Genomic DNA, 21,596 nt, shown 5'->3' on the forward strand with positions numbered 1-21,596 from the left:
GAATTCGGCGGTGCGGCGCTTTGCGCCGGGTGCCGCCGAAAGTCGCTGGCTCGCGGGCCGTCCAGCGGTGAGACTCCCGGTGTGGCCCTTCACGAGAACGAGATCCCCGCCGACGAGACCGTCGTCCGCGCCCTGCTGAAGGCGCAGCGCCCGGAGTGGGCGGGCCTCTCGCTGTCACCCGCGGGTGCGGGCACGGACAACACCATGTACCGGCTGGGCGATGAGCTGCTCGTGCGGCTGCCGCGGACCGCCGGCAACGGGGAGTCCGTACGGAAGGAGCGGGAGTGGCTTCCGCGCCTGGCGCCGCACCTCCCATGCCGGATTCCCGAACCCGTCCATGCAGGAGCACCCGACGACGTGTTCCCTCTCCCCTGGTCCGTCTACCGCTGGATCGACGGTGCCGAACCGGGCCCGGGCACCGTCCGGGACTGGGCGGCCTTCGGGGCGGACCTGGCGGCGGTCGTACGGGAACTGCACGGAGCCGGCCTCATGGGGGCGACTCGCGCGGACGACGGGCTCGGTTGGTACCGCGGGGGCAGCCTGGGGCCGTGCGACCAGTGGGTCCGTGGATGCTTCGACGACTGCCGCCGACTAGGTGCCGACATCGACGTGGACGCACTGGAACGGCTGTGGCGAGCTGCGCTCGCGCTGCCCGAGCCCGCAGGCCGGGAGGTGTGGCTGCACGGCGACCTGAAGCCGAGCAATATCCTGGTCAGAGATGGCAGGCTGCACGCGGTGATCGACTTCGGCGGACTCTCGATCGGTTTCCCCGACGCAGAGCACGCCCCGGTCTGGGATCTGCCGCCCCGGGCACGACAGGCCTACTGGGACGCTCTGAGCCTTGGCGATGCGACATGGGCCCGCGCCCGCGCCTGGGCGATCGCGGTGGGCGTCAGCGGGGTCTCGTACTACTGGAGCACCTTCCCCGCCTTCGTGGCCGAATGCCGGGCACGGCTTCAGGCGATCCTCACTGACGCCGCCGTGCGCGAGGGGTGAGCACGGCCTCGTGGTCCGACCTGGTGGCAGCAACACGCACTTGACCGGCATGGGACGGTGAACCCCAGCCGATCCGCGGCACTTTGCTCCAGCCCCAAGCGCTAACTTGGGTTTCATGACTCTGGACGACCTCCGCGTCTTCGTCGCCGTGTGCAGGGCCGGAAGCCTCAGCGCGGTGGCACGCGAACTCGACTGCACACAGTCAGCGGTGAGCCAGCGTGTGAAACGGCTGGAGCGGGAGGCCGGTATGAGCCTCCTGGAGCGCCAGCCGCGAGGGGTCGTCCCCACTCACGCGGGACGAGTCCTGCTGGATGCCGCGTCGATCAGCATCGACGGGCTTGATCAGGCCCTGCGCCGCCTCGGGGACCTGGTCAGCGGCGACAGCGGCTCCGTACGCGTCACCACGGGCGGCACGACGGTGCGGCACTTCATGTCCGAGGCCATAGTCACCTTCCGGCGGCGCTACCCGAAGGTCAGCCTGGAGTTCCAGACGGAGACCTCGAGCCGCAACTGCTTCGACGCTCTCACCTCCGGCAACCTCGACCTGGCCTGGGTCACCATCGGGGGCCCGGTGCGCGGCATCGAGCAGCGGCCGGTCGTGTTCCTGCCCTGGGTACTGGCCGTCAGCCCCGATGATCCCCTCGCGGCCCGAGCCCAGGTCGGCACGGCGGACCTCACCGACATCAGTCTCATCCGGCTGCCCCAGAACTCCACCTCGGGCGCCCGCCTCGACGCTGCCTTCGCCGAGCTCGGTGTGCGAAGCAGCCCCGACACCAGCGTCGCCGACTGGGACACCGCACTCCTGCTGGCGGAGCTCGGCCTCGGCCACGCGGTGGTGCCGGTGATGCCCGGCTGGCGGTTGTCCGGTGACGGTTCCGGTCACGGTCCCGGTGGGGGGCCCCTGCGCCTCGTCCCCATTCCCGACCTGCCCCCGCTGCCGGTCGGCTGGGCGGTCCGCCGCTGGGATGCGCTCAGTCCGCTCGCCCGGGTCTTCGCCGGTGTCGTCGCCCGCAGTTGCGGAGGGCAGGACTGGGCGCCGTGACCGAAGCGGGCCGTCTCCGCTGAGGCCCGCAACGGCCACGCCGGGCACGGCCTGTGCCCCGATGAGCCGACCGCCGGATCCGCCGGCTGCATGAGGCCGCCCACGGCGTTGTCAGTGGCCGCTTCTACGATCCACTCATGAGCATGATCGGTGAGTACGCACGGGTCAGCCCGGCCGAGCTGGCGCGGGTCATCCGCGATCCGGAGTGGGCGCTGGGCTTCGTCGACGAGTTGGTGGAGGCAGAGCTCGACGGGGGCGACGGCGGGGGCGGCAGCCGCTGCCTCGACACCGACAAGGCGTGGGACGCGCTTGGCTTCCTCCTGCGCCGGGTGGGTTTCCCCGTCGACGTCGTCCACGGCGAGGAGGAGATACCCGGCGCCGACGACTGGGGGTACGGTCCACCCCGCTATCTCACGCCCGAGCGGGTCAAGGTGGCCGCCGAAGGGCTCATACGGATCAGCGGGGACGATCTCGTCGCCGGCGTCGGCCCCGATGAGCTGGCGGCGGCGGACATCTACCCGGTCATCGTCTGGGAGCGGGGGGAGTCACTGGACTGGGTGCGCGAGCACTACGAGGCCCTGGTGCCGTTCTTCGACGCGGCTGCACGGGGCGGGGACGGCATGCTCATCTGGCTGGACTGAGCCCCCGTCACGGCGGCGCGGGCAGTCACGGAACCGCCCCGCACACCGACGCGTCCCTCCCGGCATGCCATCGGCACGATCATGAACGCCGCCAGGAGGACCCACGTGACCACCACAGCCGCCCGGTATCTCTACCTGGCCCGGCACGGCGAGGCGACAGCGGACGAGAGCGCACTGACGGAAAACGGCAGGCGCCAGGCCGGACTGCTCGGTGAGCGGCTGCGGAGCACCCCGCTCTCGGCGATCCACCACGGGCCACTGCCGAGGGCCGCGCAGACGGCCCGGCTCATCGGCGACCGCCTCCCGGGTGTGCCCCTGCACGCGTGCGAACCAGCCGGGGACTACATCCCGTACGTCCCCGGGCGCGATGAGCTCCCCGAGGAACCCTCCGCCGCGTACGCGGACGGCATGATCGAGTTCATCGCCCGGTTCCCGGCCCGGGCGCGGGAGCAGGGCCCCGCACTGGCGCAGGCCGCGCTCGACAGGTTCACCGGGCCCGTCGAAGGCGATGAGCCGCGCCATGAGCTGGTGGTCACCCACAACTTCCTGATCGGCTGGCTCGTCCGGGCCGCCGTCGACGCCCCCCGCTGGCGCTGGCTGGGCCTCAACTTCGGCAATGCCGCCCTGACGGTGATCCGGTACGCACCCGACCGGCCCGCGTCCGTGGTGTTCTCCAACGCCATGGGGCACCTTCCGGCTGAGCTCCGCTGGACCGGATTCCCGCCCGGGCTCCGCATGTGAGGGCAGGGGGCATCGTCCGACCCGCCCGCTGCGGGAGGCATTCCTTCGTGACACGGGCCCGTCCGGAAGGAACGCCTCGGCGCGGGCGTCCTCAGACGAGCAGGTCGTCCACCTGTGCCTCTCCCTCGCGGTATCGGCGGGCGATCTCGGTGCTGCACTCGTCCACGGTCCGCTGGAGCTCGACCCGCTGCCGGGACACCTCCTGCTCGTACCGCGCCAGGCGACCCATGGCGGAGTGGAGTTCCTCGTCCGTGCGGGCGTCAAGGTCGGACAGCTCCACCTCGGCCAGCATCGCCGCGGCGAACTGCCCGTACGCCTCGCCGCGCGGGGCGGACATCGTCACATGACGGGCCGAATTGCCCCGCCGCGACGGCGGGTCGGTGAGGATCGCCGAGAGCCGGTCCACGACGGCGGCGTCCGGACCCGCGTGGCCCGCATGCGAGGACGCCTGCGTGTTCGGACCGCCTTCCGTCGGCGCGGCCGGGTCCTCCGGTGCGGCGACCGGCGACTCGCTGCGCCGTGACAGCTCGGCTCGCAGGATGTCGATGCGGCCGTGCAGCAGACGCCGTACGTAACTCAGATCCGCCTCGTCGCGCTGCGAATCACGGCGCAGCGCCCGCAGCTCCGGCAGCCCGAGCGCGCCGAGGTCGGGTTCCTTCAGCTCGTGAAGCGTGTCGGCGGTGCGCTGCACGGGCGGACGTACCGCGCTCGCACCACTACGGATGGTCGTCGGAACGGGGCCGGACGACTGCCCGGCGCCTGATGTGCTCATTGCCTGATCCCCTCGACCGGTGCATGGGGTCTCCCCCGGCCCGGAGGGCAGTGGGGAAGCACCGACTCCGTGCATGGTGCCATTGCGGGCGGTTCGTACGCAGGTGCTCTGCACCCGTTCAGCCCCGGATACACATGGATACGCCCGGACAGAGGCCCGCCAGTAGATTGGTCCTCATGCGAGCGGTGGTACAGCGGGTCGACGGCGCGGGCGTCGTGGTGGCCGGCGAGACGGTGGGCGAGATCGTCGGCGAGGGGCTGTGTGTGCTGGTGGGGGTCACCCACGAGGACACCCCGGAGAAGGCGGCGCAGCTGGCCCGGAAGCTGTGGTCGGTGCGGATCCTGGAGGGCGAGAAGTCCTGCTCGGACATCGACGCACCGCTGCTGGTGATCTCGCAGTTCACCCTCTACGGCGATGCCCGCAAGGGCCGCCGCCCCACCTGGAACGCCGCCGCGCCCGGCGAGGTCGCCGAGCCGCTCGTGGACGAGGTGGTGGCACAGCTGCGGGCTCTCGGGGCACGGGTGGAGACGGGCAGGTTCGGAGCGAGCATGCGGGTCTCGCTCACGAACCAGGGCCCGTTCACGGTTCTGATCGAGGTCTGATCGTGCTTTGACCGGGATCTGATCGATTCCCGTTCGGGTTCTGGTCGAGTGGAGTCTCGGTCGAGCAGCGATCTACGGCTCGACGACGGTCTCCTGCGCCGCCGCCGTGTTCCCTGCCAGCAGCTCGGCGTCCACGGGTACGTTCCGCTTCACCAGCGCCAGGGCGATCGGGCCCAGCTCGTGGTGGCGGGCCGATGTCGTGACGAAGCCCAGCTGACGGCCCTCGTCCCCGTCCGCGGCCAGCCGCACCGGCGCGCCGTGCCCCGGCAGGTGCACCTCGCTGCCGTCCAGGTGCAGGAACACCAGCCGCCGCGGCGGCTTCCCCAGGTTGTGGACGCGTGCCACGGTCTCCTGACCCCGGTAGCAGCCCTTCTGAAGGTGCACGGCGCTCCCGATCAACCCGATCTCGTGCGGGATCGTCCGGTGGTCCGTCTCGAAGCCGAGCCGCGGGCGGTGCGCCTCCACGCGCAGCGCCTCGTACGCCAGCACCCCGGCCGCGGGCCCGTTGGCCGCCGCGTACGCCTCCAGGTCCCGCCGCGGCAGGAACAGGTCGCGGCCCTGCGGGGTCTCCCGTACGACGGCCCCCTCGGGGGCCTCGGCGATCGAACCGGCCGGCAGATGGACGACGGCGAACTCGTCCGTACGGTCGGCCACCTCCACCCGGTAGAAGAACTTCATCGACTCCAGGTAGGCGATGAGGGCGTCCTGGGTGCCCGGCTCCACGTGCGCCCACACCGTCTCGCCGTCATCCACGAGAGAGAGCGCGTGCTCGATATGACCGTGGGCGGACAGGATCAGCGCCTCGGTCGCCCGGCCCACCGGGAGCTCTGTCATGTGCTGGGTGAGCAGCAGATGCAGCCAGCTGAGCCGGTCGCCGCCGGACACGGTGACGACACCGCGGTGCGAGAGGTCGACGAAACCTCTGCCGTCCGCGAGCGCGCGCTGCTCGCGGAACAGATCGCCGTAGTGTGCGGCGACGCCTTCGTCGCGCCCCTCGGCGGGAACGGCGCCGGGCAGGGACAGCAGAGGGCTGGTCGTTGATGGTCGCTGCATGGGCCCAAGCCTACGGCCGCACGGATCCGGACCTACGACTGGCCGGTAGCCGCCTTCGCGGCGCAGTCACGGCACCGCCCGAAGATCGCGAAGTGCTTCATGTCGGTGTCGAAACCGAAGGTCTCAAGAAGCTTCGCGGTGAAGTCGGCGGCGACCTCGACATCCGCCTCGATGACGTCGGTGCAGTCCCGGCAGACCAGGTGCAGATGGTGATGCCGGTCGGCCAGGTGGTACGTCGGCGCGCCGTGGCCCAGATGGGCGTGCGAGACCAGGCCCAGCTCCTCGAGGAGCTCCAGCGTCCGGTAGACCGTGGAGATGTTGATCCCGGACGCCGTCTTGCGCACCTCGACGAGGATGTCGTCGGGTGTCGCGTGCTCCAGAGTGTCGACGGCTTCGAGTACGAGCTGGCGCTGTGGGGTCAGCCGGTAGCCGCGCTCCCGCAGATCGCTCTTCCAGTCGGTGCTCACCACGCGACCAGTGTAGGCGCGAGGCCCCGTGTGCCTACTTGAAGAAGGCGATCCCGTCGTCCGGGAGGTCCCCGAGGTCCTTCGCCCACTGCTCGACCTGCTCGGGCGTGACGACCTTCTTGAGGTGCGCGGACATGTACGGCCGCAGCGGCACCTCCGGGGTGGCCTTCTCGCCCACCCACATCAGATCGCTCTTGACGTATCCGTACAGGCGCTTGCCACCGGTGTACGGGCCGGAGGCGGCGGTCCGCGCCACCGCGTCCGTGGCCAGGTCGATCTGCGGCTTCTGGTCGGCGAGCTCGCCGTACCAGATCTCCACGATGCCCTGGTCGCGGACCATCACGACCTCGACCTTGCGGTCCTTGTCGATCCGCCAGTAGCCCGACTCGGACTCCAGCGGCTTGACCTTCCTGCCCTCGGAGTCGAGCACCCAGGAGTGCGAGACGTACTCGATGAAGTCCCGGCCGTCATGGCTGAACGTCACGGACTGGCCGAAGTTGCACTTCTCGGCGCCCGGGAAGTCGGAGACGCCCGCGCCCTCCCACGTACCGAGCAGGAACGCGAGGGGGACGAGGTCGGGATTGAGGTCGGACGGGATCTCGATCATGAGTGTCTCTGGCGTTCTCTGCGAGGTGGGTGATGCCGGTGATACGTCAGCCGGCGCGGGTCACGCGGACGGGTTCAGCGCTGGCCCTGGTACAGCTTCTTCACGGCCAGTCCGGCGAAGGCGAGCACGCCGACACAGACCAGGACCAGCAGGGTCTCGAAGAAAAAGATCACGGGGGTGCTCCTCGGATGAGCAGTGCGAGCAGTACGGGCCGGGCTCCAGCTTAGTGGGCGGGAGTCCGGCCCTCGCTGCGAGGTCCGCCGTGCGTCCGCGGTGCGTCGGTCAGCCGAGCAGCTGGCTCTGGAGCACCACGGTCTGGTGGAACGGCACGGCGTGCGCCCTGCCCTTCCGCTCCTGGATGATCAGCGCGAGCGTGTCGCCCGCCGCGATGTACGCGTGCCGGACGTGCGCGGGGCCGGCGGCCGGCGACTCGTCGTACACATAGCAGTCGGTTTTGGGGGCCTTCGCGGTCGCCGGGTACCCGTCATCGACCGGGGCTCTGTCCTCCACCCCGTTCACCGGCAGCTCCGCCTCCGCGTACCCGCCCAGGTGCTCCGTGGCGAACTGCTCGGCGTACCCGGCCGAGTGGAAGCGCAGCAGGTAGATCCGGGTGCTGGTGGAGTCGGGCATGGTCCAGCCCCGCGCCACGACATGCCGCAGACCGCCGTCGGCGAGATCCTGTTCCAGGTCAGCCCGCTCCTCTTCGGGATACTCCCCGAGGAACCGGCCGACCGGTACCCGCTGCCCGCTGCCCTTGAGCGATGTGTCGGCCCGGGCACCCGCGGGCGCCGGGAGCAGCAGCGCGGCCAGGTCCGCGTAGTGGACGCGCCCTGGGTTCTGCTCGTCGAAGGGCTGCACGGCGCCGGGCGGCAGCACCGGTTTCACCAGCTTCGGGTACGCCCAGCGGCCGTCGCTCAGGGTGGAGAGGCCGGGAACGTCGGTGCGTTCCTGCCGGATGATTCCGTAGGCCACGGCAGTGCCCACCGAGGCGAAGGCGACGATGGCCGCCGTCCAGCGCAGCACGGCCCTGAGCCTGTGGCGGCCGCCCCCTGGACCGGTTGGGGCAGCGGCGACCTGCTGGGAGCCGTCGAGCGCCGCCGGTGGGACCCACGGGTCCGCCTCGGGGGCTGCCACGGGGGGCGCCGGGGGAACATCGGCGGCGGGAGGCGCCGGGGGCGCTTCCCGCTCGGGAGCGGCCTCGGGTGCCCCGGGCACCGCGGGGGCGAGTGGCGCGGCGGGTCTCCCGGGTGCCGAGGCCGCCTCAGGTGCCGAAGGCACCTCGGACGCCTCGGACGCGGTGCGGTTCTCGTCGGTCACACGTACTCCCCGGGAGATCTGAGGTATTCGAGCTGCTCCTCAAGAAGGTCGGCGGCCGTCTTGGTGTCCAGGGGACCGGTGCCGTACGCGACGGTGTCCACCAGCACATCGCCCTCGTACGCGCTGCAGAACATCGCGTCGAGCTCGGTGTCGGAGTCCTTGCCCTCGAGGCCCTTGGGCATGAGGAAGCACTTGGCGTTCTTGAAGCCCGGAATCGCGGGGCCCTTGCGGAAGATGCCGAGTGCTTCCGCGAACTCGGACTGGAACGCGGCAAGCGCCCGCCCGTCCTTGCCGTTCTCGATCTGCGCGAGCCGCATCTCGACGATCAGCTCCCGGTCGAAGGACACGTGGCTGCGCAGCGCGAGACCCTGGATACGCAGCTTGTCGATGGCTTTGTTGCGCGCCTTGCGCTGCGTCGGCGGCAGGTCGCGGGAGCCCTCCTTGAAGTGGGCGATCGCCTGCCGCTTGCCCAGCACGACGTTGTTCCCGAGACCGTCGATGTCCGGTCCCAGCGCGGAGAAGAAGGGCACCGGAGGCAGCTTCGCGGCAAGTCCGCGGGGCGCGATCGAGCTGTCCGCTCCGCGCACGGCCGCGGACGGCTGCGCCCAGACGACCGTGGGCGCTGTGCGGTCGGCGTCGGCGAGCTTGCCCAGGGCCAGCGCGCCGCCACCCGCGAGGACCGCGAGTGCGAGCGCCACGGTCCCGCCGACGACCAGCCTGCGCCTGCCGCGCGGGGGCTTGCCGGGTGTGCCGGGAATTCCGGGGCCGGACTGCTGAGGTGCAGGAGAGTCCGGGGTGTCCTGCTGCTCGGTCACAGACGCTCCAACTGCTTCTCGATCAGGGCCATCAGCGGTTTCGAGGAGACCTTGCGGGCGTTGTCGAAGTACCAGATCTCCACGGCCACATCGCCTCGGTGGGCGAGGGCATGGCCCCGGTACACCGGCTCGTAGCCGGTCTTCTGGACCGGCTCGTCGTACACGTAGACACGGCCGTTGCCACTGCCGGGCACCGGTGTTCCGTCGTTTCCGGCGTTCTTGGGCATGTAGCTCTGCCGGTCCTTGACCCAGTCGGCGGCGGATGTCGACGAGATCTCGCTCCGGAACTGGACCAGATTGACGGTGACGAAAACCTCGCCGCGCTCCTCCCAGCTGGTCGTCGCGATACGGCGGGTCTGTCCGGCCATATAGGCGAACATCCGGTCGGGCTTGTCATAGTCGAACGCGTAGTCGAGCAAGCCCCGCCAGCCCTGCTGCACCCGCTCGTTGTCCCGGGCGCCCTTGGGTTTCTTCAGCAGCAGCTTGCGCAGATCTCCGTCGGTGGGCACCCGGCGGTGGACGTTGACCGCCTGCGGGTCCGCCCCAGGCCCGGCCGGGATGTCCTTCGGCGTGCGCAGCTCCGGTTGGGACAGCGGCGGTAGCGGCGTCGGGGCACGGTCGTACTGGACGGCGTAGCCGGTGACGGTGCCGGCGAGGAGGCCGAGCACCACCGCCCCGGCGATGGTCAGCGCCGTCCTGCCCCGGGGGCGTGCCGTGCTGGGCACAGCTCCCACCCCGTCTGTGAGTTCCGGCATGGGTGCCGGTGGCGGCGGCTCCGGCTGCGCCGCCTTGGGCGGCGCTTCGGGCACGGGTGGCGGCGTGCCCGGTCTGTCGGTGTCCTGCATGTCCTGCGTGTCCAAAAGGAGGTTCCCCCACGGTCATGGCTCTGCGCACGGAATCTCTTGTCCGCGCCCACACAAACGACCTGTGCCCACGGGCCGGGGTTGTGTCGGCGCGCATTACAGTTCGGCATATGGCGAAGAAGCTCGTGATCAAGGTGACCGCAGGCGCCGACTCCCCCGAGCGCTGCTCACAGGCCTTCACGGTCGCGGCCGTAGCCGTGGCCAGCGGGGTGGAGGTCTCGCTCTGGCTCACCGGCGAGTCCTCGTGGTTCGCCCTGCCGGGCCGGGCGGCCGAGTTCGAGCTGCCGCATGCGGCGCCACTGCCGGATCTGATCGATTCGATCCTGGCGGCGGGAAAGATCACGCTGTGCACCCAGTGCGCGGCCAGGCGGGAGATCACCGAGAAGGACGTGATCGAGGGCGTACGGATCGCCGGTGCACAGGTCTTCGTCAGCGAGGCGATGGGCGAGGGCGTCCAGGCACTCGTCTACTAGCCCGTCTTCCAGTGGCTCCCTGGCAACGCCCGCCTACCGCCCGGATACCCCGTGCCCCCGTGCCTGCCGCGCGGCCGGCGGTCCCGGATCGTTGGCCGGGTGAGGGATGAGCCTCCGGGCGGAGGCCGGGGGGTGGCTTCGCTCTGGCCCCGGCGACAGGCTTTGCCAAACGGTCGACCACTTGTTTTTCCTGGTCACGTAGCTTTCAGGACATCCATTGATCTCTATGTGCGGGCTCGTTCGGCATGACCGACCGCGTCCGTGAGGAGGGGTGTGCCATGAATGCGGTCGACCTTGCGGAGACGGCTGCCGGTCTGCCGGAGGCGTGGAGTTCCCGCAGGCTGGGCATGGTGGGGGCGGCCTGCGTGAAGGTGCTGCGCATGGACGAGCTGCCGGTCGAGGAGGAGAGCCACCGGACCGCCGAGGCCCTGCTGGTCATCGACGGCCGGCTGGAGCTGGAGGTGGACGGCATGCCGGTGTCGGTGCGGGCGGGTGAGTTGTTCATGGTGGCGGCGGAAACCGCACACACGGTCCGTCCCGGAAGCCGGGGCACGTTGGTGATCGTGGAACTGCCGGAGGAGTGACGGCTCTTCAGGCTGCACTGCCCGGGTGATCACTGCTGACGGGGGCCCGAACCGGGCTTGCGCTTGCCGTCCAGCTCGTCCCACCACTCATCGGACTGCGGGTCGCCCGAAGGGTCGTCCCACCAGCGGTCGTCGGGGCCGCGCCGGTTGGCCACCACCGCAGCGAGCGGCGGGATCACCATGGCCACCGCGCACATGGCGACGGCGGCCGGAATCGACCACAGCCGCACGAAAGCCCAGGCGGACACGAAGAGGACGAGGCATCCGCCCATCATCAGGAAGTAGGCGTGACGGCGCCGCGCGTACATGACTCCAGCGTACGTCCGAGACGACGCCCGGGCAGGAGCACGAAAACAGCCGGACACGACCGGAGGGCCGCACCCCGTCCAGTGGCGTCCAACCCCTGGGGTGCGGCCCTCCGGCCCGTTCCATGCTGTGCCGTCAGACGGCGATGGCCACCTCGGCGAGGCCACCGGTCTGCGCGACGACCGTACGGTCCGCCGTGGCGCCCGGGACGAGGGCCCGAAGCGTCCAGGTGCCCTCGGCCGCGTAGAAGCGGAACTGTCCGGTCGCCGAGGTCGGGACCTCGGCGGTGAACTCGCCGGTCGAGTCCAGCAGCCGCACGTAACCGGTGACGGGCTCGCCGTCGCGGGTCACCTGGCCCTGGATGGTGGTCTCACCGGGCTTGATCGTCGAGGCGTCGGGGCCGCCTGCCTGCGCTCCGCACATGTTGTTCTGTCCTTACGTCGGGGATAAGTCGAGGGTCGAGGGAGAGGCCCTGGCGGGCTTACTTGTTCGCGCCGAGCTCGATCGGCACGCCGACGAGGGAGCCGTACTCGGTCCACGAGCCGTCGTAGTTCTTGACGTTCTCGACGCCGAGCAGCTCGTGCAGGACGAACCAGGTCAGCGCGGAACGCTCACCGATGCGGCAGTAGGCGATGGTGTCCGTGGCAAGGTCGACCTGCTCCTCGGCGTAGAGCGCCTTGAGCGCGTCGTCCGACTTGAAGGTGCCGTCGTCGTTGGCGTTCTTGGACCACGGGATGTTGCGGGCGCTCGGCACATGGCCGGGACGCTGCGACTGCTCCTGCGGAAGGTGCGCCGGGGCGAGCAGCTTGCCGCTGAACTCGTCGGGCGACCGCACGTCGACCAGGTTCTGGCTGCCGATGGCTGCCACGACGTCGTCGCGGAAGGCACGGATGGAGGTGTCCTGGGCCTGGGCCTTGTACTCGGTGGCGGCCCGCTCCGGGACCTCGGCGCCGTCCACCAGGTCGCGGGAGTCGAGCTCCCACTTCTTGCGGCCGCCGTCGAGGAGCCGGACGTCCTGGTGACCGTAGAGCTTGAAGTACCAGTAAGCGTAGGAGGCGAACCAGTTGTTGTTGCCGCCGTAGAGGACGACGGTGTCGTCGTTCGAGATGCCCTTCTTCGACAGCAGCTCCTCGAAGCCCGCCTGGTCGACGAAGTCACGGCGGACCGGGTCCTGGAGGTCCTGCTTCCAGTCGATCCGTACGGCGTTCTTGATGTGGTTCTTGTCGTACGCCGAGGTGTCCTCGTCAACCTCGACGAGGACGACCTTGGGGTCGTCCAGGCGTGCCTCGACCCAGTCGGCGTCTACCAGGACGTCGCTGCGGCTCATGCTGTTCTCCTCCGGGGCAGTGTGCGGCGGGTGGTGCGCGGGCGATGCGCGAGGGGTGTGTGCGGGTACGCGGAAGAGGCGTGGGGCACACGGCTGGCCCTGGGCGGAAGGGGCGTCACAGGGCCCGGGATGCGGAAGTGGAGCTTCCGCTCAGAAGGAGCGACAGAGCATGGCGGCGACGCGGCACAGGTCTACTGCCCGCCGCTTCGTGAGATCCGCCTGTCCCCGGGACTGGAGACCGCTCGAAATTCGCTGCATGGTGCCGATCGTAGGGACGAGAAGGCGGGGATGTCACCGGCGTGTCATATGTCGAGACACGATCGTCCGCATGGCGGAACGACTGGCGGTCGCCGCCCATCCAGGCAGAGCCCCCGTGGTCCGGGACCCCGGTCGGCATCTACGGATCGGACGGCATCGTCTCACGATCCGATCATCAGCGGTCAGGGGCGGTGGAGAGCCGCTCAGCCTGCCAGCCGCACGCGCGTGCCCACACCCGAGAACCGCAGCCCGTTCTCATCGGCCACGGCCTTGTCCAGCTTGACCGTCTTCGGGAGCCCGTCGATCTTCAGGTCGTAGTCGACGGCGTCGCGCAGCGTGCCGTCCAGGCCGGGCACCGGCAGCCGCGGCAGATCGGCGGCGCGGATCCGGACCGTGTCGCCGCCGGCGATCGAGACGGTGCTGTACGTCGTGATCGTGCGGCCCTTCAGCAGACCCTCGGCGAGGCCGGGGAGGTCGAAACCGGCGCCTTCCACCAGCTGGACGGCCGGGCCGGTCACCTTGACCTGACCCTTGGCCGCCCGCTCGGCGCCCGCGTAGGAGACGCTCGCGCCCCCCGGCGCCGACTTGGCGAGGTCGGCGTAGGAGATACGGGCCGAACCGGTGGCGCGGTCCGCGACGGCGGAGCTCAGTCCGTTGAGGCGGACACCGCTCAGCTCGGCCGAGACCTCGGTCACCTCGATGCTGTGGCCACCGGCGCTGGCCTTCACCCCGCCCATGCTCACGGAGACATCGTCGAGCTCGGAGCTCACGACCTGGGTCAGGAAGGGAAAGCCGTTGATCGACACCTCGGGGTCCGCGCTCAGGCCCTGGCTACTTCTGATCTTGGCCGCGACCTCGCCCTCCGCGTAGCCGACCGCGAGCCGGTCGGCGATGGCGAAGAGCCCGCCGAGGATCACCGCGGTGATCAGAAGTATTCGCAGTGCGCGCATGTCGTGTCGTTCCCCCGCCTGTGTCTGGCCGGTCCAGGGTCGGACAGGCCCGAATGATCGACGTCCGGGCGCAGGGGAATGGTTCCCCGGTGTGCACTAGACCAACGCACGCCCCAGCAGATACACGATCGGCGCCGCGGCCGTGAGCGGCAGCGCGACCCCCGCCGTCATATGGACGAAGCGTGACGGGTAGTCGTAGCTCGCCACCCGCAGGCCAACGAGGGCGCACAGACCGGCTCCGGTACCGAGCAGCGCCGCGGGCAGCACGTCGAGTCCGGCGAGCGCACCCCCCACCGCGCCGGCACCGGCTGCGGTGAGCACCGCCGCGCCGAGCGAGACGGCCCCGGTTCCCGCGCCGTCGGCGGCGGTGCCGGGCAGGCGCAGCGCACGGCAGACGGTCGCGGCGGCGACCGCGAGACCGCCGACGATCACCGCATCGGTGTCGGCGGCCAGGAAGCCGGCCCCCAGAATGGTCAGGGCGGACGATGCCGTGGTGGCCATCAGCCCGTACATCCGCTCATCGGGGTCGGCGTGGCTGCGCAGTTGGAGTATCAAGGTGAGCAGCACCCAGATGCCGAGGGTGCCCAGGATCGCGGCGGGCGCGTTCCCCCGGCCCACCACCAGCAGGGCCACATCCGCGACCAGGCCGCCCGCGAAGGCGAGCGCGATGCCCTGGCGTGCGGGCCACATGCCGTTCAGCCGGAACCAGCCGGCGGCGGTGGCGCCCTGCAACAGGACCAGCGGCACGAGCAGGGCGTACGACGACGCGGCGGCGGCAGCCGCGAACAGCAGGCCGGCCACGGCGGTCAGACCCGCGGGACGGATACCCGGCGGGATGATCGGTGAACGCCCCTCGGCCCGGGCGCGCTGGGCGTCGGTGATCCTGGCGGTGCCCAGGGTGGTGGGCTCGCTGTAGCCGGTCCCGTTGCCGCTGTGCGCTTCCGTCCCGGAAGCGGACATCCCGGAAGGTGGCGCCCCGGGTACCGGCGCTTCGGGCGGCAGCGGGTGCGCCGCCTGGGTCGCCTGGTGCTCGTGCTGCGGCTGCTGCGGGAGCGGCGCCGATGCCCCGGGCGCCCCGAGCGTCGGCTGGTACCGGGTGTCCCAGGTCTCGCCCTGCCACGTCTGGGTGGCCTGGGGGTCGTGCGGCTCGAACGGAAGCTGCTGATCGCTGCTCATGCTGTGCGGTTCATCCTCCTGCGAACGGCGGGAGCACCTCGACCGTGCCGCCCTCGGCAAGCCGTACCGTCTCATGTCCACGCGTCCCGACGGGATCGCCGTCGACGAGGAACGAGCAGCGCCGCAGTACGCGGACGAGCTCGCCCGGGTGCCGCTCGCGCGCGGCGCCCAGCGCCTCGGCGAGGGTCTCCGCGGTATAGGGCTCCTCGGCCACACCGGCGGCGGCCTTGGCCGCTGCCCAGTAGCGGATGGTTCCCGCTGCCATGAGCCACTCCTCACTCTCGTCGGTTACCCATCATGGGCTATCCCCGGACCAGCCAGTTCCCGAGGCGCCCCAGCAGCTCTTCGCCGGCCGCGTTCTCGGCGTGTCCCATGCCCGGCTCCATCCACAGCTCGCACGGACCCGCCGCGGCCAGCATGCGCGGATGGTCCAGCGGGAAGTACGGGTCGCGGTCCCCGTGCACCACCAGCAGCGGGGTCGGCGCGATCAGCGGGACGGCCTCGACCGGCGAGAGCGGCACGGGATTCCAGTCCTCGTGGTGGATACGGGTCCCGAAGCCATAGCGCCCGACGAGCCGTCCGACGGGCCGGGTGACCACCCAGTGGAGCCGTCGCATCGGGGCCGTACCCCGGTAGTACCAGCGGGCCGGGGCGCTGATCGACGCGACCGCGTCCGTGCACGACTCGTGGTCCTCGCCGAACAGCGCGGCGTGCCGCAGCACCACGGAACCGCCCATCGAGAACCCCGCCGTCACCACCCGCCGGTGCCCCAGGGACCGTGCCCAGGCCACCGCCGCCGCCAGATCCAGCACCTCGCGGTCGCCCACCGTGGAGCGCCCGCCGGAGCGTCCGTGGCCGCGGAAGGAGAAGGTGACCACCGCCGCGTGCCGGGCGAGGACGGCGGCGGCCCGGCGTACCGCGGGGCGGTCCACCGAGCCGGTGAAGCCGTGGGCGAGGACAATCGCCGTATCGGTCGCACCAGCAGCCGGCGCAGCCGTGGACGGTTTGTACCGAGCCTCGATGCGCACGTCGTCGGAGGTCCGCAAAATCGCGGTCAAGGTTGTCCCCGAAGTGGCGTGCCGGAGGCCGTCCGTGACCGAGGAAACATCCACATAGTGAAATCGAGCCTCTGACGCAGAACCCATGTGGGCTATTCTGCTGGGCAGAGGATCCGGGCAACGCAGCCCCCGGGTCCTTTCGTGTTTCCAGTCCGTTGTTACAGACAGGTGTACGAAAAGATCGCGGACCCCTCAGGACACGGGGACGAGGAGAAACCGACGTGATGGGCGAGCCAACCGCGCACGACGACCGCCGCAGGACGAAGCACCATCCGGACCGGGCAGGTGGGGCCCGATGAGCTCACTCCTGCTCCTCACCAACGCACTCCAGCCGTCGGCCGAGGTGCTCCCGGCCCTCGGCCTGCTGCTCCACAACGTGCGGGTCGCCCCCGCCGAGGGCCCGGCCCTGGTGGACACCCCCGGCGCCGACGTGATCCTCGTCGACGGCCGCCGCGACCTCCCGCAGGTACGCAGCCTCTGCCAGCTGCTGCGCTCCACCGGGCCCGGCTGTCCGCTGCTCCTGGTCGTCACCGAGGGCGGCCTCGCGGCCGTCACCGCCGACTGGGGCATCGACGACGTGCTGCTGGACACCGCGGGCCCCGCGGAGGTGGAGGCCCGGCTACGGCTGGCGATGGGCCGCCAGCAGATCACCGCGGACGACTCGCCCATGGAGATCCGCAACGGCGATCTGTCCGTGGACGAGGCCACGTACAGCGCCAAGCTGAAGGGCCGGGTCCTGGATCTGACCTTCAAGGAGTTCGAGCTGCTGAAGTACCTCGCACAGCACCCTGGCCGGGTCTTCACCCGGGCCCAGCTCCTTCAGGAGGTGTGGGGGTACGACTACTTCGGCGGTACGCGCACGGTCGACGTCCATGTGCGGCGGCTGCGCGCCAAGCTCGGCCCCGAGCACGAGTCGCTGATCGGCACCGTACGCAATGTGGGCTACCGCTTCGTCGCCCCGGAGAAGGTCGAACGCGCGGCCGAAGAGGCCAAGGCGAAGGCGGCCGCTTCGACCACACGTACGGAGGAGCACACCGAAGAACACGAAGCCTCCGTAAGCCCTGCCCAGAGGTGAGTCACCACGCGTAGACTTCGCGCGTGGCCAAGGTGACGAGGGATGACGTCGCACGACTGGCGGGCACTTCGACCGCTGTCGTCAGCTATGTCATCAACAACGGACCCCGGCCGGTCGCCCCGGCCACGCGCGAGCGGGTACTCGCCGCGATCAAGGAGCTGGGCTACCGGCCCGACCGGGTTGCCCAGGCCATGGCCTCGCGGCGCACCGACCTCATAGGCATGATCGTCCCCGACGCACGCCAGCCCTTCTTCGCGGAGATGGCACACGCGGTGGAACGGGCCGCGGCCGACCGCGGGAAGATGGTCCTCGTCGGCAACTCCGACTACCGCGACGAGCGCGAGGTCCACTATCTGCGGGCCTTCCTCGGCATGCGGGTGGCCGGGCTGATCCTGGTCAGTCAGGGCATGAGCGAGCGGGCCGCGGCGGAGATCGAGGCGTGGGACGCACGCGTCGTGCTGCTCCACGAGCGCCCCGAGGCGATCGACGACGTCGCGGTGGTGACCGACGACATCGGCGGCGCCCAGCTCGCGACCCGGCATCTGCTGGAGCACGGCCATGAGTACGTCGCCTGTCTCGGTGGCATCGAGAACACCCCCGCGGTGGGCGACCCGGTGGCCGACCACGTCGAGGGCTGGCGGCGAGCCATGCTGGAGTCCGGGCGGTCCACGGAAGGGCGCCTGTTCCAGGCTCCCTACAACCGCTATGACGCCTACCTCGTGGCCCTCAAGCTGCTGTCCGGTCCCGACCGGCCTCCCGCGATCTTCTGCGCCACCGACGACCAGGCGATCGGCCTCCTGCGCGCGGCGCGCGAGCTGCGCATCGACGTGCCGGGCGAGCTGGCGGTGGCGGGCTTCGACGATGTGAAGGAAGCGGCGCTGACCGATCCTCCGCTGACCACGATCGCCTCGGACCGGCCCGCGATGGCGCGGGCAGCGGTGGACCTCGTGCTGGACGACGGGCTGAGGGTGCTGGGGTCGCGGCGGGAGCGGGTGAAGCAGTTCCCGTCGGCGCTGATCGTCCGCCGTTCCTGCGGTTGCGCGTGACGCCACGCGGGCGGCGCACGGGCTCTCGGGCCCAGGGGGCTTGCCCGGGCCCGTGAGGGCCGGGGGCTTGCGTGCCCTGTGAGGGCCGGGCGGGTGCACCTTATTCCGGGCATACGCGGTTCTATCGGGGTTCTCAGCCCGGTCTCAGGGACCTCTCATCTCGCGGTCCGAGACTCGCACCATGACGGACTACCACCGCAGCAGCGAGAGCAGCACGGACCAGTACCCCTACGCGGGCTTCGGGGACGCGGGCTATCCCGCTCCGCCGGCGTACGCCCCCGAGCAGCCGCAGCAGCACCCCCGGCACCGGGCGCGGGCCAAGCGGCCCGTCGCGCTGATCGCCGCCGTGGCGGTCATCGCCGCGGCGGTCGGGGGCGGGGCGGCCACGCTCGTGGACCGGTACGCCGGGCACGGCGCCGCCCAGTCCGCGCAGAGCGCGGTCAACGGGACCACGGTCTCCCAGAGCAGCAAGGGCACCGTCGCCGGGGTCGCCGCAGCGGTGTCACCCAGCATCGTGGAGATCGGGGCCTCCACCTCCGCCGGCCAGTCCACCGGCTCCGGTGTGATCATCACCAAGGATGGCGAGATCATCACCAACAACCATGTCGTCTCCGGAGCCGACACCGTCAAGGTCACTCTCAGCGACGGCAGCACCGGCACCGCCGAGGTCGTCGGGACCGACCCCGACAAGGACCTCGCCCTGATCAAGCTCCGCGACGCGGGGGAAGGGCTCACGCCCGCGGCCCTCGGCGACTCCGGCAGCCTCAAGGTGGGCGACGAGGTGGTCGCGATCGGCTCGCCCGAGGGTCTCACCGGCACCGTGACCAGCGGTATCGTCTCGGCGCTCGACCGCGATGTCACCGTCGCCAAGGACGACGGCCAAGGCCGCGGGCAGCAGCAGGATCCCCGCCAGGGCTGGCCCTTCGAGTTCGGCGGTCAGCAGTTCAACGGGGACACCGGCGACTCCAAGACCACGTACAAGGCGATCCAGACCGACGCGTCGCTCAACCCGGGCAACTCCGGTGGCGCCCTGATCAACATGAACGGCGAGATCATCGGCATCAACTCGGCCATGTACTCGCCCGCTTCATCCGGCGGCTCCGGTGCGGGCAGCGTCGGCCTCGGGTTCGCCATCCCGGTCAACACCGTCAAGGCGGACCTGGAGAAGCTGCGCGCCGGGTCGTCCGGGTCGTCAACCGGTGACTCCTTCTGAGGTCGTGCGAGGCTGACAGCATGACGACAGCACCGGGCCCGGACGAACGTGGCGACCGCGACGACCGCATCCTCATCGTCGACGACGAGCCCGCCGTACGCGAGGCGCTCCAGCGCAGCCTCGCGTTCGAGGGCTACGACACCGAGGTCGCCGTGGACGGTGTGGACGCCCTCGCGAAGCTGGAGTCGTACCCGCCCGACCTGGTCGTGCTCGACGTCCAGATGCCGCGCATGGACGGCCTCACGGCCGCCCGCCGCATCCGGGCGTCGGGATCGACCCTGCCGATCCTGATGCTCACGGCCCGGGACACCGTCGGCGACCGCGTCACCGGTCTCGACGCCGGGGCGGACGACTATCTGGTGAAGCCCTTCGAGCTGGACGAGCTGCTCGCCCGGATCAGGGCGCTGCTGCGGCGCAGCGCGTACGCCGTGGCGGCGGACAGCGCGCCGGACAGGAACGGCGACGTGCTGACCTTCGCCGATCTGCGGATGGACCCGGCGACCCGCGAGGTCACACGAGGTGCGCGCCGGGTCGAGCTGACCCGTACCGAGTTCACCCTGCTGGAGCTGTTCCTCACGCATCCGCGGCAGGTGCTCACCCGGGAGCAGATCCTCAAGTCCGTCTGGGGCTTCGACTTCGAGCCGAGCTCCAACTCACTGGATGTGTATGTGATGTATCTGCGCCGCAAGACCGAGGCGGCCGGCGAGCCGCGGCTGGTCCAGACCGTACGCGGGGTCGGTTACACCCTGCGGGAAGGATCGACGGAGTGATCCGCTGGTTCCAGACGCTGCCCCTGCGGTCGCGACTGGCCCTGCTGACGGCGACCGCGGTCGCCATGGCGGTCGCGGCGGTCGCCGTGACCTGCTGGCTGCTCACCCGCGCACAGCTGCGCCAGGAGCTGGACACCTCGCTGCGCAACACCAGCGCACCGCTCAGCACGGTGGACCAGACCCTCGCGGCGTGCCGCGCCGGGCGGGACTCGACCGGGGGCACGGCCAGGGCCTTCGCGTATGTGCAGATCATCGACGCCGAGGGCACTCGCTGTGTCTCCGCCGACTCCCAGCCGGTGAAGGTGCGACCCGAGGACCTTGATGTCGCCCGGGGCGACACACTGGATGCCCTGCACGCCAGCACCACCGACAGCGGCGCCGAGGTGCGGGTGCACACCACGCGGATACTGCTGCCTGGTCCGGGCAAGCAGGCGGTCACGGTCTCCGTGGCCCGCCCCCTCGACGAGGTCGACGCCTCACTCGACCGCCTGGCCCTGGTGCTGGCCGTACTCGCGGGCGTCGGGGTGCTCGCCGCGGGTGCCGCCGGGCTCTGGGTCGCCCGGACCGGGCTCAAGCCCGTGGACCGGCTGACCGGGGCCGTGGAGCATGTGGCGCGCACCGAGGATCTGACCGTGCGGATCCCCGTCGAGGGCGAGGACGAGATCGCCCGGCTCTCACGCTCCTTCAACCAGATGACCGCCGCGCTGGCCTCCTCCCGCGACCGCCAGGCGCAGCTGATCGCCGACGCGGGGCACGAGCTGCGCACCCCGCTCACCTCGCTGCGTACGAATATCGAGCTGCTGGCCCGCAGCGAGCAGACCGGCCGCGCGTTGCCGCCCGGTGACCGGGCGGCGCTGCTGGCCTCCGTGAAGGCGCAGATGAGCGAGCTCGCGGCGCTGATCGGGGATCTCCAGGAGTTGTCCAGGCCGGACAGTGCGGCGCCGGGGGCGGTCCGGGTGGTGGGCCTGCACGAGTCCGCGCGGACGGCCCTGGAGCGGGCCAGGCTGCGCGGCCCCGAGCTGACCATCGACGCCGAGCTGCGCCCCTGGTACGTACGGGCCGAGCCCGCCGCGCTGGAGCGCGCGCTGGTGAACGTGCTGGACAACGCGGTGAAGTTCTCCCCGCCGAGCGGGCGGATCGATGTGCTGCTCGACCGGGGTGTGCTGACCGTACGCGACCACGGTCCCGGTGTGCCGCCCGATGAACTGCCGCATGTCTTCGAGCGGTTCTGGCGCTCCCCGTCCGCCCGCGCACTGCCCGGCTCCGGCCTCGGTCTGTCGATCGTGGCCCGTACGGTGCAGCAGGCGGGCGGCGAGGTGACGCTGCGCCCCGGGGAGGGCGGCGGGACGGTCGCCGAGATCCGGCTGCCCGGTGCCCCGACTCCGCCGCCCGCCTCACTGCCTGCCTAGGTCCTGTCCGGGCGGACGGGGCCCGGGCTCGGGCA

At 71.0% G+C, this 21,596-nt stretch carries 27 protein-coding genes; 12 read left to right on the forward strand and 15 right to left on the reverse strand.

Annotated features, from left to right (window positions below):
• The first annotated feature begins 81 nt into the window (after positions 1-81).
• The 4 genes from ABZ532_RS16440 to ABZ532_RS16455 all read left to right on the forward strand — a co-directional run bounded on the left by ABZ532_RS16440 (position 82) and on the right by ABZ532_RS16455 (position 3,420).
• Entirely contained in the window at positions 82-996 is a 915-nt protein-coding gene (locus tag ABZ532_RS16440; protein WP_361283189.1) for an aminoglycoside phosphotransferase family protein, read from the forward strand.
• A gap of 115 nt (positions 997-1,111) precedes the next feature.
• A complete protein-coding gene (locus ABZ532_RS16445) occupies positions 1,112-2,038 on the forward strand; it encodes a LysR family transcriptional regulator (RefSeq protein ID WP_361283191.1) in 927 nt (308 codons plus the stop codon).
• Positions 2,039-2,175: 137 nt separating this feature from the next.
• The gene (locus ABZ532_RS16450) at positions 2,176-2,679 is read left to right on the forward strand and encodes a YfbM family protein (protein ID WP_361283193.1); all 504 of its coding nucleotides are present in this window, start codon (positions 2,176-2,178) and stop codon (positions 2,677-2,679) included.
• A gap of 105 nt (positions 2,680-2,784) precedes the next feature.
• Positions 2,785-3,420, forward strand: a complete 636-nt coding sequence (locus ABZ532_RS16455) for a histidine phosphatase family protein (protein WP_361283195.1) — start codon at positions 2,785-2,787, stop codon at positions 3,418-3,420.
• A 91-nt stretch (positions 3,421-3,511) separates the two neighbouring features.
• Here the strand turns inward: ABZ532_RS16455 and ABZ532_RS16460 are convergent, their stop codons facing one another.
• A complete protein-coding gene (locus ABZ532_RS16460; RefSeq protein WP_361283197.1) occupies positions 3,512-4,192 on the reverse strand; it encodes an AmfC protein in 681 nt (226 codons plus the stop codon).
• Between the two features lie 176 nt (positions 4,193-4,368).
• Between ABZ532_RS16460 and dtd the strand changes: the two genes are divergently transcribed.
• Entirely contained in the window at positions 4,369-4,794 is a 426-nt protein-coding gene (dtd, locus tag ABZ532_RS16465; protein WP_361283199.1) for a D-aminoacyl-tRNA deacylase, read from the forward strand.
• A gap of 72 nt (positions 4,795-4,866) precedes the next feature.
• Here the strand turns inward: dtd and ABZ532_RS16470 are convergent, their stop codons facing one another.
• The 6 genes from ABZ532_RS16470 to ABZ532_RS16495 all read right to left on the reverse strand — a co-directional run bounded on the left by ABZ532_RS16470 (position 4,867) and on the right by ABZ532_RS16495 (position 9,778).
• Complete coding sequence (locus ABZ532_RS16470) at positions 4,867-5,847, reverse strand: folate-binding protein (protein ID WP_361283201.1); 981 nt, start codon at positions 5,845-5,847, stop codon at positions 4,867-4,869.
• A gap of 32 nt (positions 5,848-5,879) precedes the next feature.
• Positions 5,880-6,317, reverse strand: coding sequence for a transcriptional repressor (locus tag ABZ532_RS16475; RefSeq protein ID WP_361283203.1), 438 nt, complete (start codon positions 6,315-6,317; stop codon positions 5,880-5,882).
• Between the two features lie 31 nt (positions 6,318-6,348).
• Positions 6,349-6,921: an FABP family protein gene (locus ABZ532_RS16480; protein ID WP_361283205.1), complete on the reverse strand. Its 573-nt coding sequence runs from the start codon at positions 6,919-6,921 to the stop codon at positions 6,349-6,351.
• 282 nt (positions 6,922-7,203) lie between these two features.
• Positions 7,204-8,238, reverse strand: a complete 1,035-nt coding sequence (locus ABZ532_RS16485; protein WP_361283207.1) for a hypothetical protein — start codon at positions 8,236-8,238, stop codon at positions 7,204-7,206.
• A complete protein-coding gene (locus ABZ532_RS16490; protein ID WP_361283209.1) occupies positions 8,235-9,053 on the reverse strand; it encodes a hypothetical protein in 819 nt (272 codons plus the stop codon). Before ABZ532_RS16490 ends, ABZ532_RS16485 begins: the two co-directional genes overlap by 4 nt.
• Positions 9,050-9,778 carry a hypothetical protein gene (locus ABZ532_RS16495; protein ID WP_361283211.1) on the reverse strand — a complete coding sequence of 243 codons (729 nt, stop codon included), beginning with the start codon at positions 9,776-9,778 and terminating at the stop codon, positions 9,050-9,052. Before ABZ532_RS16495 ends, ABZ532_RS16490 begins: the two co-directional genes overlap by 4 nt.
• A gap of 248 nt (positions 9,779-10,026) precedes the next feature.
• Here ABZ532_RS16495 and ABZ532_RS16500 point away from each other — a divergent pair, with 248 nt between their 5' ends.
• Both ABZ532_RS16500 and ABZ532_RS16505 read left to right on the forward strand, forming a co-directional pair.
• A complete protein-coding gene (locus ABZ532_RS16500; protein WP_361283213.1) occupies positions 10,027-10,389 on the forward strand; it encodes a DsrE family protein in 363 nt (120 codons plus the stop codon).
• Positions 10,390-10,667: 278 nt separating this feature from the next.
• Positions 10,668-10,973, forward strand: coding sequence for a cupin domain-containing protein (locus ABZ532_RS16505; RefSeq protein ID WP_361283215.1), 306 nt, complete (start codon positions 10,668-10,670; stop codon positions 10,971-10,973).
• Between the two features lie 29 nt (positions 10,974-11,002).
• Here ABZ532_RS16505 and ABZ532_RS16510 read toward each other — a convergent pair whose 3' ends face one another.
• The 8 genes from ABZ532_RS16510 to ABZ532_RS16545 form a co-directional block, all read right to left on the reverse strand.
• Positions 11,003-11,281, reverse strand: a complete 279-nt coding sequence (locus ABZ532_RS16510) for a DUF3099 domain-containing protein (RefSeq protein ID WP_361283217.1) — start codon at positions 11,279-11,281, stop codon at positions 11,003-11,005.
• A 133-nt stretch (positions 11,282-11,414) separates the two neighbouring features.
• Positions 11,415-11,702 (reverse strand): DUF1416 domain-containing protein, encoded by a 288-nt coding sequence (locus ABZ532_RS16515; protein WP_361283219.1) that lies wholly within the window; start codon positions 11,700-11,702, stop codon positions 11,415-11,417.
• A gap of 58 nt (positions 11,703-11,760) precedes the next feature.
• Positions 11,761-12,606 (reverse strand): sulfurtransferase, encoded by an 846-nt coding sequence (locus ABZ532_RS16520; protein ID WP_361283221.1) that lies wholly within the window; start codon positions 12,604-12,606, stop codon positions 11,761-11,763.
• A 150-nt stretch (positions 12,607-12,756) separates the two neighbouring features.
• Entirely contained in the window at positions 12,757-12,864 is a 108-nt protein-coding gene (locus ABZ532_RS16525; protein WP_361283223.1) for a putative leader peptide, read from the reverse strand.
• 203 nt (positions 12,865-13,067) lie between these two features.
• On the reverse strand, positions 13,068-13,814 hold the full coding sequence (locus tag ABZ532_RS16530) for a DUF2993 domain-containing protein (RefSeq protein WP_361283225.1): 747 nt from the start codon (positions 13,812-13,814) through the stop codon (positions 13,068-13,070).
• Positions 13,815-13,910: 96 nt separating this feature from the next.
• Positions 13,911-14,990: a hypothetical protein gene (locus ABZ532_RS16535; RefSeq protein ID WP_361283227.1), complete on the reverse strand. Its 1,080-nt coding sequence runs from the start codon at positions 14,988-14,990 to the stop codon at positions 13,911-13,913.
• A 10-nt stretch (positions 14,991-15,000) separates the two neighbouring features.
• Positions 15,001-15,255: a MoaD/ThiS family protein gene (locus ABZ532_RS16540; protein ID WP_361283229.1), complete on the reverse strand. Its 255-nt coding sequence runs from the start codon at positions 15,253-15,255 to the stop codon at positions 15,001-15,003.
• 37 nt (positions 15,256-15,292) lie between these two features.
• Entirely contained in the window at positions 15,293-16,135 is an 843-nt protein-coding gene (locus tag ABZ532_RS16545) for an alpha/beta hydrolase (protein ID WP_361283231.1), read from the reverse strand.
• 208 nt (positions 16,136-16,343) lie between these two features.
• Between ABZ532_RS16545 and ABZ532_RS16550 the strand changes: the two genes are divergently transcribed.
• The 5 genes from ABZ532_RS16550 to ABZ532_RS16570 all read left to right on the forward strand — a co-directional run bounded on the left by ABZ532_RS16550 (position 16,344) and on the right by ABZ532_RS16570 (position 21,561).
• Positions 16,344-17,123, forward strand: a complete 780-nt coding sequence (locus ABZ532_RS16550; protein WP_361283233.1) for a response regulator transcription factor — start codon at positions 16,344-16,346, stop codon at positions 17,121-17,123.
• Between the two features lie 23 nt (positions 17,124-17,146).
• Positions 17,147-18,169, forward strand: coding sequence for a LacI family DNA-binding transcriptional regulator (locus ABZ532_RS16555; protein ID WP_361283235.1), 1,023 nt, complete (start codon positions 17,147-17,149; stop codon positions 18,167-18,169).
• A gap of 181 nt (positions 18,170-18,350) precedes the next feature.
• Positions 18,351-19,382, forward strand: a complete 1,032-nt coding sequence (locus tag ABZ532_RS16560) for a trypsin-like peptidase domain-containing protein (protein ID WP_361283237.1) — start codon at positions 18,351-18,353, stop codon at positions 19,380-19,382.
• Positions 19,383-19,402: 20 nt separating this feature from the next.
• Entirely contained in the window at positions 19,403-20,152 is a 750-nt protein-coding gene (locus ABZ532_RS16565; RefSeq protein ID WP_361283239.1) for a response regulator transcription factor, read from the forward strand.
• Positions 20,140-21,561 carry a HAMP domain-containing sensor histidine kinase gene (locus ABZ532_RS16570; RefSeq protein WP_361283322.1) on the forward strand — a complete coding sequence of 474 codons (1,422 nt, stop codon included), beginning with the start codon at positions 20,140-20,142 and terminating at the stop codon, positions 21,559-21,561. The genes ABZ532_RS16565 and ABZ532_RS16570 overlap by 13 nt, the downstream gene beginning before the upstream one ends.
• The last annotated feature ends 35 nt before the right edge of the window (positions 21,562-21,596 follow it).

The organism is Streptomyces sp. NPDC019396, from assembly GCF_040632375.1.
Taxonomy (GTDB): Bacteria; Actinomycetota; Actinomycetes; order Streptomycetales; family Streptomycetaceae; genus Streptomyces.